General features: G+C 72.3%; 11 protein-coding genes and 1 pseudogene. 3 read left to right on the forward strand and 9 right to left on the reverse strand.

The genetic code is table 11. From position 1 onward, the window contains the following. Position 1 precedes the first annotated feature (1 nt). Together VIW71_RS07445 and VIW71_RS07450 are read right to left on the reverse strand one after the other, a co-directional pair. Positions 2-400, reverse strand: a complete 399-nt coding sequence (locus VIW71_RS07445; protein ID WP_331621211.1) for a VOC family protein — start codon at positions 398-400, stop codon at positions 2-4. 105 nt (positions 401-505) lie between these two features. Further along, the gene (locus VIW71_RS07450; RefSeq protein ID WP_331621274.1) at positions 506-1,138 is read right to left on the reverse strand and encodes a ScbR family autoregulator-binding transcription factor; all 633 of its coding nucleotides are present in this window, start codon (positions 1,136-1,138) and stop codon (positions 506-508) included. A 111-nt stretch (positions 1,139-1,249) separates the two neighbouring features. On the opposite strand from VIW71_RS07450, the gene VIW71_RS07455 reads away from it, so the two are divergent. Together VIW71_RS07455 and VIW71_RS07460 are read left to right on the forward strand one after the other, a co-directional pair. Then, a complete protein-coding gene (locus tag VIW71_RS07455; protein ID WP_331621212.1) occupies positions 1,250-2,176 on the forward strand; it encodes a ScbA/BarX family gamma-butyrolactone biosynthesis protein in 927 nt (308 codons plus the stop codon). Positions 2,177-2,446: 270 nt separating this feature from the next. Further along, positions 2,447-3,139, forward strand: coding sequence for an HAD family hydrolase (locus VIW71_RS07460; RefSeq protein ID WP_331621213.1), 693 nt, complete (start codon positions 2,447-2,449; stop codon positions 3,137-3,139). 43 nt (positions 3,140-3,182) lie between these two features. Here the strand turns inward: VIW71_RS07460 and VIW71_RS07465 are convergent, their stop codons facing one another. Further along, a complete protein-coding gene (locus VIW71_RS07465; protein ID WP_331621275.1) occupies positions 3,183-4,589 on the reverse strand; it encodes an SDR family NAD(P)-dependent oxidoreductase in 1,407 nt (468 codons plus the stop codon). A 602-nt stretch (positions 4,590-5,191) separates the two neighbouring features. On the opposite strand from VIW71_RS07465, the gene fahA reads away from it, so the two are divergent. After that, positions 5,192-6,424, forward strand: coding sequence for a fumarylacetoacetase (gene fahA, locus VIW71_RS07470; protein WP_331621214.1), 1,233 nt, complete (start codon positions 5,192-5,194; stop codon positions 6,422-6,424). A 72-nt stretch (positions 6,425-6,496) separates the two neighbouring features. Here the strand turns inward: fahA and VIW71_RS07475 are convergent. The 6 genes and pseudogenes from VIW71_RS07475 to VIW71_RS07500 form a co-directional block, all read right to left on the reverse strand. Then, positions 6,497-6,751 (reverse strand): annotated as a pseudogene (locus tag VIW71_RS07475) (hypothetical protein); the annotation flags it as partial. A 318-nt stretch (positions 6,752-7,069) separates the two neighbouring features. Further along, a complete protein-coding gene (locus VIW71_RS07480; RefSeq protein WP_331621215.1) occupies positions 7,070-8,731 on the reverse strand; it encodes an FAD-binding dehydrogenase in 1,662 nt (553 codons plus the stop codon). 369 nt (positions 8,732-9,100) lie between these two features. Then, on the reverse strand, positions 9,101-10,000 hold the full coding sequence (locus VIW71_RS07485) for a TauD/TfdA dioxygenase family protein (protein ID WP_331621216.1): 900 nt from the start codon (positions 9,998-10,000) through the stop codon (positions 9,101-9,103). 139 nt (positions 10,001-10,139) lie between these two features. Next, entirely contained in the window at positions 10,140-11,522 is a 1,383-nt protein-coding gene (locus VIW71_RS07490; RefSeq protein WP_331621217.1) for an LLM class flavin-dependent oxidoreductase, read from the reverse strand. A 103-nt stretch (positions 11,523-11,625) separates the two neighbouring features. Further along, positions 11,626-12,687 (reverse strand): ABC transporter permease, encoded by a 1,062-nt coding sequence (locus VIW71_RS07495; RefSeq protein ID WP_331621218.1) that lies wholly within the window; start codon positions 12,685-12,687, stop codon positions 11,626-11,628. Next, complete coding sequence (locus tag VIW71_RS07500; RefSeq protein WP_331621219.1) at positions 12,684-13,592, reverse strand: ABC transporter ATP-binding protein; 909 nt, start codon at positions 13,590-13,592, stop codon at positions 12,684-12,686. The genes VIW71_RS07495 and VIW71_RS07500 overlap by 4 nt, the downstream gene beginning before the upstream one ends.

A 13,592-nucleotide genomic window follows, 5' to 3' on the forward strand; every position in this document is an offset into this window, starting at 1 on the left:
GCTACTGGAGCGCGGCCGGGTCCATGAGGAAGATCTCCCAGTGGTGGCCGTCCAGGTCGTAGAAGCTGCGGGTGTACATCGGGCTGCCCTCGGTCTCCTTCGCGGGCCGCGCCCCGGCGGCGTACGCGGCGTCCGCGAGCCGGTCGACATCGGCCCTGCTGTCCTGCGACAGCGCGATGATCGCCTCGGTCGAACGGGTGGTGTCCGCGATGGACTTCCCGGTGAAGGACCTGAAGAAGGGCTCGGTGAGCAGCATCACGAGGATGTCGTCGGCGATGACGAGGCAGCCCGCCTTGTCGTCGGTGAACTTCTCGTCGAAGCGGTACCCCATGGCGGTGAAGAACTCGATGGACTTCGCGAGGTCCTTCACGGGGAGGTTGACGAAGATCTTGGTGGACATGTGCGCCTGCCTCTGCTCGGCTCGATGATGTGCGGTTCGCCGGGTTGGACCGGTGCGCGCCGCGAAACTCATCGGTACCCGGTGCGGCTTTCCCGGTCCCACCCGTCACCCGGCCGCCGAGCGGAGCCCGACCCGGTCGAGCAGCGCGGCCGGGTCGGGCTCCGCCTGGAGCGCGGCGAGCAGCAGCAACCAGAGCCCGCGCAGCCGCTCTTCGATCCGCTCGCGCCCGTCCAGGGCGTCGGAGACGGTGTGCAGGCCGAAGAAGGCGTAGACGATGCCGTCGGCGGCCGCCTCGGGGACCACTCCGGCGGCGAGCGAGCCGTCCTCGCGTGCTTCCTCCAGCAGCCCGGTGACCGTCTCGATCCAGCCGACGAAGGGTGTGGGCAGGGGCGCGTCGATCGCCTTGCGCTCCATCCACAGGCGGGAGCCGGCCCGGACGACGACGTCGTCGCGGAAGGCCCTGGCGACGGTGAGGCTCAGCGCGACCAGCCGTTCGAGAGCCGGTACGCCGGCGGCCCGGTGGCGGCCGACCAGCTCCGGCCAGGTCGCGAAATGCTCCTCGACGACGGCCAGGGCCAGCTTTTCCTTGCTGGTGTAGTGGAAATAGATGGCCCCGCTGGTACGGCCGGACAGAGCGCTGATGTCACTGATGCTGGTACCGGCGTAACCCCGCTCATCGAACAATTGTGCCGCGGCCTCCAGAAGAAACCGCCGCGTCGTCTTCGCCCGTCCCTGCACATTCACCCCGGATGCCCGCACCACCACCGACGATGCGCCGAGATAATACGGCTTCCCGGCGCGCGCGTCGAATGACGTGCGCTTGCCCGCGGTGCGAGTTCTTCTTATTACATGAGTTATTACCCGAGCACATCCGCCGGCGATGTCCCCGCGCGGAACACCCCGCTGAGCTGGTCCCGCACGGTCGCCCGGGAAATGGTGCACCGCACCTCCGCGGCGGAAGTGCTCCTCACCGACGTACGGTCGCTCGGCGGCGGGGGATTCGAGGCGGCGGCGTGCTGGCCCAGATCCCACCCGACCTTCCCGTGCGACGGCGGGAGCCGGCACAACCCGCTGGTCCTCGTCGAGACCCTGCGCCAGCTCGGCATCTACCTCCCGCTGCGGTACTTCCGGGTCCCCCGTTCGGCGCACCTGATCCTCACGGATCTGTTCTTCGAGATCTCCCCCGACCACGAGCCGGAGGCGGGCTACGGCGCCACCGACATCACCTGCCGGATCGACGTGCCCGGTGTCCGCAGCGGCGCGGACGGCGCCGCCACCGGACTGCGGCTGAACGTGGTCTTCCTGACGGGCGGCACGGTCTTCGCCCAGGGCGGGGGTGGTGTGCGATTCCTGAGCGAACAGCGGTACGCGGCGCTGCGCGGACCCGGGCACGCGCGTCGGCCGCCGGCGCCGGTGCCGGGACTCGCCCGTCCGGCGGCCTCGGCCCTGGCGGTGGCCGGCGCCCGCGACGTGCTGATAGGGCGTCAGGGAGGCGCCACCGTCGTGGGACCGGCCGATCCCCGGCATCCCTTCTTCTTCGACCATGTCACCGATCACGTGCCCGGCATGGTGCTCCTCGAAGCCGTCCGGCAGGCCGCCGTGGTGGCCAGCCGCGGCGCGCTGCTGCGGCCCAGGGCCGCCCGGCTGATCGCCACCCACTTCACCGAATTCGCTCCACCCGCCCGCCTGGTGTGCGTGCCCCACCACCGGACCTGCGTCTTCGGCGTCCTGCAAGGCGGAACGCGGACCACTTTCGGCGTCCTGAAATACCGGTGACGCCCGGCACTCCGGGATACCGCCGGCCTTCCCCGGATACCGGTGACGCTGCGCCAACCGAATGCATTTGCTTGACCGCTCTGTGCGACAACGCATAACGTATCGATCGTTACGTTTTCGGCGGTCGCCCCGAGAGCTGCGTGATTGAGCTGCGCCCCGCCGGAGAACCTTCGCGCCCGCCCGGCACTGAAATAGCCGTCGGTCCATGCCCCGAGTTATGGCGGTGACCGGTGCTGACGCACTCAGGAATTCCCGAAGGGAATAATGCGAATGTCATCTCATCGCATCCTCGCCTGGACTCCCGCGGCCATCATCTTCGACTGCGACGGCACCCTGCTGGACACCGAACGCCATTGGCAGACCGCCCGCGACCGCACGATGGACGACTTCGGGCTCCGGCCCGCTACCGGATTCGCCGAACGCAGCAAGGGCCTGCACTACACCGAGTGCGGCGCACTGATGGCCGGCGAGGCCGGGCGTCCGGAACTCGGCGAGCAGTTGACCGAACGGCTGCTCCACCACTTCCGTGCCCTGGCCGCCGAGACCCCGCGCACCATGCCCGGCGCCCGGGAACTGGTCGCCGGCGCCGCGAAGTTCGCGCCGCTGGCCGTCGCCAGCAACTGCCCGCGGGAGGTGGTCGAGGAGTGTCTGGGCACCGCTGAACTGCGCGCCTTCTTCGACCACATCGTGGTGCCCGACGACGGCATCCGCCCCAAGCCGCACCCGGACGTCTACCTCGCCGCGGCTCGCTACTGCGGTGCCGCGGCGGCCGACTGCCTGGCCGTCGAGGACTCGCACTGCGGCGTGCGGGCCGCGACCGGGGCGGGCCTGCGCGTCCTGGGCGTAGGCCCCTGGCCGGGAGAGGAGACCGCGGCCATGGTCGATCTGTGGGTCCCCTCGCTCGACGAGCCGCGGGTCTTCGAGTGGGCACGCGAACGCGTGTCCCGGCGGATGTCCTCGTGACCTCGCCGCCGGCCGCACCGGAGGCCCGCCCGGTGTGCGCCGCTCACCACGCGGCGGGGGCGTAGTCCTTGAGGAAGCAGCCGTACAGGTCCTCGCCGTGCTCGCCGCGCACGATCGGATCGTAGACGCGGGCCGCGCCGTCCACGAGGTCGAGAGGGGCGTGGAACCCCTCCGCGGCGAGGCGCACCTTGTCCGGATGGGGGCGCTCGTCGGTGATCCAGCCGGTGTCGACCGCGGTCATCAGGATGCCGTCGGTCTCCAGCATCTCCTTCGCGCTGGTGCGCGTCAGCATGTTGAGGGCGGCCTTGGCCATATTGGTGTGCGGGTGGCCGGGCCCCTTGTAGCCGCGGCTGAACTGCCCCTCCATGGCGGAGACGTTCACGACGTACTTGCGGCGGGCCGGGGACGCGGCCATGGCCGGGCGCAGACGGCTGACCAGGACGAAGGGCGCGGTGACGTTGCAGAGTTGGACTTCGAGGAGTTCGACGGGGTCTACCTCGCCGACGGTCTGGACCCAGGTGTTGCTGGGGTCGAGGTCGGGTACCAGCCCGCCCGCGTCGATCGCGGTGCCCGCTTCGATGCGGGCGAGCGAGGCCGAGCCGCTGACCAGGGCGAGGTCGGTGACGTCCTGCGCGGTCAGCGCCTCCCTGCGGGGGGACGGCAGAGCGGCGGGGACCTGCGCGCCCGAGCCGAAGGCACCGAAGACCTCGGAGGCGGGCAGTTCGCCCGCGGGCAGGGGCGCGGACTCGGCGGCGACCAGTTCGCTGTAGGCGCGCGGGGAGCGGCGTACCGTCTGGGCCGCGTTGTTGATCAGGATGTCCAGCGTGCCCTGCGCGGCCACCGAGTCGGCAAGGGCGACGACCTGCGCGGGATCCCGCAGGTCTATGCCGACGATCTTGAGCCGGTGGATCCAGTCGGCGCTGTCCGGCATCGCCTTGAAGCGGCGGATCGCGTCGTTGGGGAAGCGTGTGGTGACCGTGGTGTGCGCGCCGTCCCGGAGCAGCCGCAGCGCGATGTACATGCCGATCTTGGCGCGCCCGCCGGTGAGCAGGGCGCGGCGGCCGGTGAGGTCGGTACGGGCGTCGCGCCGGGCCCGGTTCTCGCTGGCGCACCGCGGGCAGAGCTGGTGGTAGAAGGCGTCGACCTCGACGTAACGGGTCTTGCAGACGTAGCAGGACCGCGGGCGCTGGAGGATGCCGGCGATCTCCGTGCTGACGGAGGGCTTGAGATGGATGCCGAGGGTCTCGTCGTCGATCCGGTCGGCGGCGCCGGTGGCGGTGGCCTCGGTGACGGCCTTGTCGTTGGCGGTCTTGGCGGCTCGGCGCTCGTGCCTGCGGCGCTGCTTCACGGTGCGGTAGATGCCGGCGGTGGCCCGCCGTACCGCGATCGCGTCGGGGTGGTCGACCGGCAGCGAGTCGAGCTCGGCGAGTACGGCGAGGCAGATCTCCATCCGGGCCGGTTCGATCCCGGGCCCCTCGGCGCCGGCCGGGGCATCGGCCGTCGGAACACCACCGGTCAGGGCCTCATCCGCGGGACCGCCACCGGTCAGGGCCTCATCCGCCGGACCACCACCGGTCAGAGCCCCGACCAACGGACCACCACCGGCCGGAGCCCCGACCACCGGACCACCACCGGTCAGAGCCCCGACCACCGGACCACCACCGGCCGGAGCCGCGCCCACCGGACCACCACCGGTCAGAGCCGCGCCCACCGGACCACCACCGGCCGGAGTCGCGTCCAACGGACCACCACCGGCCGCGAGAACGTCACCGGTCGGGTCCTCGCTGTCGGGCACGCCTCCGGAGCGACCGGCACCGAGGGTGGAGCCGGGCCGGCCGTCGCCGGGCGGGTCGCCGCGGTGGTGCTCCGGCCCGAGGTCGTCGAGGTCCCGCACTGTCGCCGTCATCCGCTCTTCCTGTTTCCCCTGGTCCCCCAGGGTTCGCCCGGGCCGTGAGCCGAACTTTACGTTTCTCCGCGACGCAGCTCCAAACCCGGGCGCCGGGCGCCCCCGGCGATACCCTCGGGGCGTTTCCGTGATCCCTGGAGGTCCCGTTGAGCGCCGTGAGCCCGCTCGCCGTCCCGCCGGACGCCCTGTTCGGGGTGGGCAACCTGCCGTACGGGGTGTTCAGTACCGCCGCCGACCCCCGTCGGCGACTGGGTGTCGCGTACGGGGACCACGTACTGGACGCGGGGGCCGCCGCCCGGGCGACCGGCGCCCCCGGCGGCCTGGCCGGGCTGCTCGGCGCACCCTCGCTGAACCCCCTGCTGGCAGCCGGGCGGCCCACCTGGCGGCGGGCGCGGGCCGCGCTCACCGAGTGGCTGACCGCCGAGCAGCACCGCGCGGCCGTCGAGCCCTGCCTGGTCCCGCTCGCCGACACGACCTCGCACCTGCCCTTCGAGGTCGCCGACTACGTCGACTTCTACGCCTCCGAGCACCATGCCGCCAACCTCGGCCGGATCTTCCGGCCCGGTGCCGAGCCGCTGACCCCGAACTGGAAGCATCTGCCGATCGGCTACCACGGCCGCGCGGGCACGATCGTGGTCTCCGGCACCCCGGTGGTCCGCCCCTGCGGGCAGCGCAAGGCCCCGGGGGACCCGGCCCCGGTCCACGGCCCGTCCGGCCGGCTCGACATCGAGGCCGAGGTCGGCTTCGTGGTCGGCACCCCCTCCCCGCTGGGCAGCCGGGTCGCGCTGACCGACGCGGACGACCACGTCTTCGGGGTGTGCCTGGTCAACGACTGGTCGGCGCGGGACCTGCAGGCGTGGGAGTACGTACCGCTCGGCCCGTTCCTCGGCAAGTCCTTCGCCACCTCGGTCTCGCCGTGGGTGGTCCCGCTGGACGCGCTGGCGTACGCCCGTACCCAACCGCCGGCCCGGGACACCGCGCCGCTGCCGTATCTCGACGACCGCGCGGCGCGGCCGCCGTACGGGCTGGACATCACCCTGGAGGTGCGGCTCGACGGTCACCTGATCGCCCGCCCGCCGTTCGCCGCGATGTACTGGACGTACGCCCAGATGCTCGCGCACCTGACGGTGAACGGCGCCAGTCTGCGGACCGGCGACCTCTACGCCTCCGGCACGGTCAGCGGCCCCGCCCCGGACAGCCGGGGCGCCCTCATCGAGCTCACCTGGAACGGCGAGCAGCCGCTCGCCCTCCCCGACGGCACCCGGCGGACCTTCCTGGAGGACGGCGACGAGGTGGTGATCAGCGCGACCGCCCCCGGCCCGGACGGCACCCGGATCGGCCTCGGCGCGGTCGCGGGCCGCATCGAACCCGCGCGCTGATCCGTACCGCCGGTCCGCCTTCCGCGGCCCGGACGGGCGGACCGGGCTGGTGCTCATGCCGCGGCGCTGCGCCCCGGGAAGCGAGCTGGCGGCGGCCAGGTCCCGCAGGAGGGCCGGCGTCCCGTCGGTGATCAGGTGCTTGGAGTAGTCGATGTGCAGGTCGCCGACGTGCACCGTGTAGCGCCCGGCACGGCCGGGGTCGGCTGGGAACAGGTCGCGCAGGTGCACGCGGTGCATCGGCCCGGCGCGGTGATCGCGCAGCTCCGCCCACTCGGGTCGCCGCGTGGGAGCCGCCCGGAAGAGGGACGTATCGGCGGTGACGCCCACGACGCGCTGCTGGTCGACGAGTTCGGCCGGGTCGCCCTGCCTGATCCGCCGGCGCGACCGGTCGTCCAGCCGGATCACCACGCCCTCGCCCGAAAGGCGCCTTGGTGCCTCTGTCATGGCAATTGCGTCTCCCACGTGCACTTATGACGGATGAGCAGCATACTCAGCGATCAACGGCCCCAGGAGATTCCCGAGCCGCGCGGGCCGGGCCACGTCGGCTCGGCCGACGCGGGCCGCGGGCGGCGTCGTCCACCGCGCTCGTGACGGCCACCTTCACGCCGTGGGCGAAAGGCACCCGTCACGGGCGTGGTGCGGGACTCATGCCAGGCTTCGAGCGAGCGCGCGGCCGGCCGCGCGGCCGGAGAAGACGCAGCCGCCGAGGAATGTACCCTCCAGCGCCCGGTAGCCGTGCATCCCTCCGCCGCCGAACCCGGCGACCTCACCGGCCGCGTACAGCCCGTCGAACGCCTGTCCGTCCGGGCGGACCACCTGCGAGTCCAGCGTGGTCTCCAGCCCGCCGAGCGTCTTGCGGGTGAGCAGGCGCAGCCGCACCGCGATCAGCGGGCCGTGGGCCGGATCGAGCAGCCGGTGCGGCTTCGCCACCCGGGTGACCCTGTCGGGCCAGTAGGCGCGGGCGTTCCTGACCGCCATCAACTGGAGATCCTTGCCGTAGCCGTTGGCCAGCTCCCGGTCACGCGCCTCGACCTCCCGCGCCACCTCCCCGTACTCCAGCGCCGGACCCGGCGCCACGGCGTTCATCCCCGCCACCAGCTCCCGCAGTGTCGGACGCACCACGAAGTCCGCGCCGTGGTCGAGGAACGCCCGCACCGGTCCCGGGGCGCCCTTGCGCGCCCGGGAGAGCACCAGCTTGAGGTCCTTGCCCGTCAGGTCGGGGTTCTGCTCGGACCCCGACAGCGCGAACTCCTTCGCCACGATCGAGCCGGTCAGCACGAACCAGGTGTGGTCGTATCCGGTGCCCACGATGTGCCGCAGCGTGCCGAGCGTGTCATGGCCCGGGAAGAGTGGCGCGGGCAGCCGGCGGCCCGTGGCGTCCAGCCAGAGCGAGGACGGCCCCGGGATGATCCGTATGCCGTGACCGGGCCAGACCGGGTCCCAGTTCGCGATGCCCTCGGTGTAGTGCCACATCCGGTCGCGGTTGACGACCGAGCCGCCGGCCTGCTCGGTGATCCCCAGCATCCGACCGTCCACGTAGGCCGGGACCCCGGTGAGCATCGAGGCGGGCGTGGGCCCGAGACGGTCGGCCGGCCAGTTCCTCCGGACCAGTTCGTGGTTGCCGCCGATACCGCCGGAGGTGACGATCACGGCCTGGGCCCGCAGTTCGAACTCGCCCGCCGCCTCCCGGCTGGAGGCCGCTCCGCGCGGCTCGCCGGCGGGGACCAGGACGGTGCCGCGCACGCCCACCGCCGCGCCGCCCTCGACGATCACCTCGTCCACCTGATGCCGGTACCGGAAGGTGACCAGCCCGCGCGCGGCGGCGGCCAGTACCGGCTCGCGGAAGACCCGCACCACCTCCGGCCCGGTGCCCCAGGTGACATGGAACCGCGGTACCGAATTCCCGTGCCCCGTCGCGGTACCCGAGCCCCGCTCGGCCCAGCCGACCAGGGGCGTGACGCGCAGGCCCAGCCCGTGCAGATAGGCCCGCTTCTCCCCCGCCGCGAAGTCCACGTAGGCCCGCGCCCACTGCCGGGGCCAGGTGTCCTCGCGCTCCCGGTCGAAGCCCGCCGAGCCGAGCCAGTCGGCCAGCGCCAGATCGCCGGAGTCCTTGATCCCCATCCGTCGCTGCTCCGGACTGTTCACCAGGAACAGGCCGCCCAGCGACCAGTACGCCTGGCCGCCCAGGTTGGCCTCGTTCTCCTGGTCCAGCACCATCACCCGCCGGCCCGCCCGGACCAACTCGTACGTGGCGACCAGCCCCGCCAGCCCGCCCCCCACCACGATCACGTCGGCCTGCTCACGCACCGCGCCGCCTCCTGCCTCCTCCGCCTGCCCGAGCGCCGACCTCAGCTCGCCGTCTTCCGGAGCGGTTTCGATGCGCGAACGTATCCGATACGTCCGAGAAGCGACAAGGCCCCGGCCGGGACCCGATCAGCGGGTGCGCCCCGGGGTGCGACGCCCGGAGCGGACGCGTCGCCCCTGCGGATCCCGGGGCTGGGCCGTCGTGCCGCCGAGGCGGTCGCGTCGGCGTGTGCCGAGGCGGGTGGCCGGTCCGGCTCGGCGCCGGGGGGAACGGCCCTGCGAACGGGCTGGTGAAGAGAGGCGGTGGAACGAGTGGCGCGCGGGGCGGGGACCCGGGGGAGTGGGTCCCCGCCCCGCCCCGTGCGGTGGGTGTCAGGCCGCGGCGGGTGTGTAGTGCGGGGCCTCGTCGCCTTCGATGACGTAGCTGCCGGTGCCGTCGACGCCGACCGGGGTGTCGCCGGCGACGGTGACGCGGTGCAGCAGGCGCGGGAGGTCGCCGTAGTCGTCGGGGGCGTAGTGCTGGGTGCTGCGGTTGTCGAACAGGACGAGGTCGCCGGGGGTCCAGGCGACACGGACGATGTTCTCCGGGCGGGTGACGTAGGACTGGAGGATGCGCAGCAGGTCACGGGAGTCGGCGGGGTTGAGGCCGACGATGCTCTGGGCGAAGCCGCCGATGAACAGGCCGCGCTCACCGGTCTCGGGGTGGACGCGCACCACCGGGTGCGCCGTGCGGTACGCGCGCGAGACGAACTGCTTGCGGTGCTCGGCCGCTTTCTCGTTGCGGGGTGCGGCGTAGTCGTAGTCGTTGGTGTGCACCGCCCACAGCTTGTCGGCCAGCTCGCGCAGCGGCTCGGGAAGATCCCGGTACGCGGCCGCCGAGTTGGCGATGAGGGTGTTGCCGCCGTAGGGCGGGATCACGATGCCGCGCAGCGTGGACGCCTTCGGGGGCGTACGGACGAAGGTGACGTCGGTGTGCCAGTGGTTGGCGCGGATGCCCTCCTCGCCGTCCACGGGGAGGATATTGGGCTGGCCGTCGACCGAGGGGACGGTCGGGTGGGCCGTGGTGAGTTCTCCGAACAGGGAGGCGAAGCGGATCTGGCCCGCTTCGTCGAGCTGCTGGCCGCGGAAGACGAGCGCCTTGTGCTCCAGGAGGGCGGAGTTGATCTCGGTGACGATCGCGGGGTCGAGTGGCGCGGACAGGTCGACGCCGAGTATCTCGGCGCCGATGCGGCCGCCGATCCTGCGGATGTCGAAGCCGGTGCTGGTGGTCATGTGCGGGTGTCCTTTCGGGTGCGTTCACGAGATGGTGCGTCGGTGCGGGGGGATGTCGGGGGTGATGAGGTGGAAAGCGGTCAGACCTGTGGTGGTGGCGCGGTCGGGCGGTGGGGCGGCCGGTCGTGGGGCCGGGCCGTCAGGCCGTCTGCCGATGGGCGGCCTCGGTCGCCAGCCGGTTGGCGGGCCGCGGCAGGCCGTAGTGGTCGCGCAGAGTGCTGCCGGTGTACTCGGTGCGGAACAGGCCGCGTTCCTGGAGGATCGGGACCACCTGGTCGACGAAGTCCTCCAGGCCGCCGGGCAGGTGGGGCGGCATGATGTTGAAGCCGTCGGCCGCTCCGTGCGTGAACCACTCCTGGAGCTGGTCGGCGATCTGCTCCGGGGTGCCCGCGAAGACCCGGTGTCCCCGGCCGCCGCCGAGGCGGGCGATCAGCTCGCGCAGGGTGAGTCCGTCGCGGCGGGCGAGTTCGGCCACCAGCGTGAACCGGCTCTTGTTGCCGTTGATGTCCCGTTCCTCGGGCAGTTCGGGCAGTGGCCCGTCCAGCGGCAGCCCGGTCAGGTCGGTGCCGAGCATGCCGGAGAGCTGGGCGAGCCCGTACTCGGGGACCTGGAGATCCGTCAGCTCCGCTTCGAGCGCGCGGGCCTCGGCCTCGGTCCCGCCGATCACCGGGCAGATGCCGGGCAGGATCTTCAGGTCCTCCCCGGTACGGCCGTAGCCGGACAGGCGGGCCTTGAGGTCCTTGTAGAAGGCCTGGCCGTCGGCGAGGGTCTGCTGGGCGGTGAAGACGGCCTCGGCGTACTGGGCGGCGAACTCCTTGCCGTCCTCGGAGGAGCCGGCCTGCACCAGCAGCGGGTAGCCCTGCGGTGAGCGGGGGACGTTCAGCGGGCCCTGGACGCCGAAGTACGCGCCCCGGTGGTCGATCCGCCGCACCTTGTCGGTGTCCGCGTAGACGCCGCCCGCCCGGTCCAGCAGCACGGCGTCGTCCTCCCAGCTGTCCCAGAGCCTGGTGGCGACCTCCAGGAACTCCCGGGCCCGCTGATAGCGCAGGCTGTGCTCCAGGTGCTCGTCCTGCCCGAAGTTGCGGGCCTCCTCCACGGAGCCCGAGGTGACGATGTTCCAGCCGGCCCTGCCGCCGCTGATGTGGTCGAGGGAGGCGAACTTGCGGGCGGTGTGGAAAGGCTCGTTGAAGGTGGTGGAGACGGTCGCGATCAGGCCCACGTGCTCGGTGACCGCGGCCAGCGCGGACAGCAGGGTGAGCGGCTCGAAGCCGCCGAGGGCGTTGTACCGGACCTTGCCCCACAGCGCGAGGCCGTCCGCGAGGAAGACCGAGTCGAGCCTGCCGCGCTCCGCGGTCCGCGCGAGGTGCTGGAAGTAGCGCAGGTCGGTGACGCGCTCGGGCTGGGTACGCGGGTGGCGCCAGGCGGCGTCGTGGTGGCCCGCGTTCATCAGGAAGGCGTTCAGATGCAGATGACGGGGGCGGGAGCCGGGGCTGGGGCTGGGGCTGGGGCTGGCTGCGGGCATGGGGACTCCACGGGAAGGGGTGACGGGGGCCGGGCGGCCGGCGGGACGCCCGGTTTGGGCAGGACGGGGCAGGACAGAACAAGCCGGGCCGGAGGGGGCGGGGTCAGCCGGCGGCGGGGACGCGCCAGGAGCTGAGCCGGCGCTCCACGGCCACCAGAAGCTGGTTGAAGGCCACGCCGATGGCCGAGATCGTGATGATGCCCGCGTACATCTGCGGGATCGCGAAGTTGTACTGCGAGGCGTTGATCAGATAGCCGAGCCCCGCCTTGGCGCCGATCATCTCGGCGGCGACCAGTACGAGGATGGAGGCCGCTCCGGCCATGCGGATGCCGGTGAAGACGGCCGGCACCGAGGAGGGCAGGACGACCTTCTGGAACAGCCGCGGGGCGGACAGGTCCATCGACTTGGCCAGCCTCAGCAGCGTGGGATCGACCGTACGGACCGCGCTGATGGTATTGAGCAGCACCGGCCAGAAGCAGGCGTACACCACGATGGAGATCTTGGAGGTCTCCCCGATCCCCAGCAGCAGCACGAACACCGGCAGCAGGGCGAGGGCGGCGGTGTTGCGGAACACCTCGAGCAGCGGGCCGAGCACGTCCGCGACCGGCCGGTACCAGCCGATCAGCAGGCCCAGCGGCACCGCCAGGACCAACGCCAGACCGAATCCGCTGAACGAACGCACCAGGCTCGCCTCGGTGTTCTCGGCGAGCCGGCCGTCGCCGACCAGCCCCCACCAGGCACCGGCGACCTCGCTGAACGGCGGCAGGAAGGTCCGGTCGACCAGCCCGAGCCGTGGCACGGTCTCCCACACGACCAGCAGGGCCACGACCGCCACCGACCTGACGGCGCCGCCGAGCAGCAGCCGGGGCAGCGGGCGCAGTGCCGACCGGAACCGGCGCCCTGTGGACCGGGCAGCGCTCCCCCGCGCACCGGTGTCCGTGGCACCGGGGACGTCGGGAACGGTGACGGTCGTCGCCGCGTCCGCAGAAGCAGTGCCCGCAGAAGCGGTACCCGTGGAAGCGGTACCCGTGGAAGCAGTGTCCGTGGAAGCAGTGTCCGTGGAAGCGACCGGAGCGGGTGACGCCACCGCGGCAGCCGGGACGCTGCCCGCGGGTGCGGGCATGGTGAGTGCGCGCTCGGTGCGCGAAGCGCTGACGGAACTCATGCGGAGACCGCCTCCTTCTCCAGTTGCTGGGCCCGGACCACCTCGTCGTGCAGCAGGGTCCAGATCTCGTGCCGGTACCGGGCGAACTGCGGGCCGGACCGCGGATCGTCGGTCGCCGTGCGGGACCCGAGGTCGATCGGGACGACCTGCTTGACGCGCCCGGGGCGCGAGGTCAGCACCGCGACCCGCTGCCCGAGGTAGACGGCCTCGTCGATGCCGTGGGTGATGAACAGGATCGTCTTGCCCGTGCGCTGCCAGATCCGCAGCAGTTCGTCCTGCAGCGACTCCCTGGTCTGGGCGTCCAGCGCGGCGAACGGCTCGTCCATCAGCAGCACATCGGGGTCGTAGGCGAGGCTGCGGGCGATGGCGACCCGCTGCCGCATGCCACCGGACAGCTCGTGCGGATGACGGTCCTCGAAGCCGGTCAGCCCGACCAGGTCCAGGTACTCCCGGGCCCGCTCGGCGCGCTCGCGCCGCGACACGGCGGTGGCCTCCAGGCCGAACTCGACGTTGCCCTGCGCCGAACGCCACGGCAGCAGCGCGTACTGCTGGAAGACGATGCCGCGGTCCAGACCGGGTCCCGTGACGGGTTTCCCGTCCAGCAGGATCCGCCCGCCGGTGGGACGGGTCAGGCCGCCGAGCAGGTCGAGCAGCGTGGACTTGCCGCAGCCGCTGGGCCCGACCACGACCACGAACTCCCCCGCCGCGATGTCCAGGTCGATGCCGTCCAGCGCGGTGACCGAGGCGGTCTGCCGCGCTCCCCCGCCGCCGGTCGTACGGCCCTTCGCCCTACGGTCCCGGCCCGTACGGCCCCTCCCCGTGGCATCCTTCCCCGTACGGTCCCGGACGGGGAAATCCTTCCTCACCTGCTCGAACACGATCTTGGGTATGGCGGGCCCGGACAT

The organism is Streptomyces sp. (genome assembly GCF_036524955.1).
Lineage (GTDB): Bacteria > Actinomycetota > Actinomycetes > Streptomycetales > Streptomycetaceae > Actinacidiphila.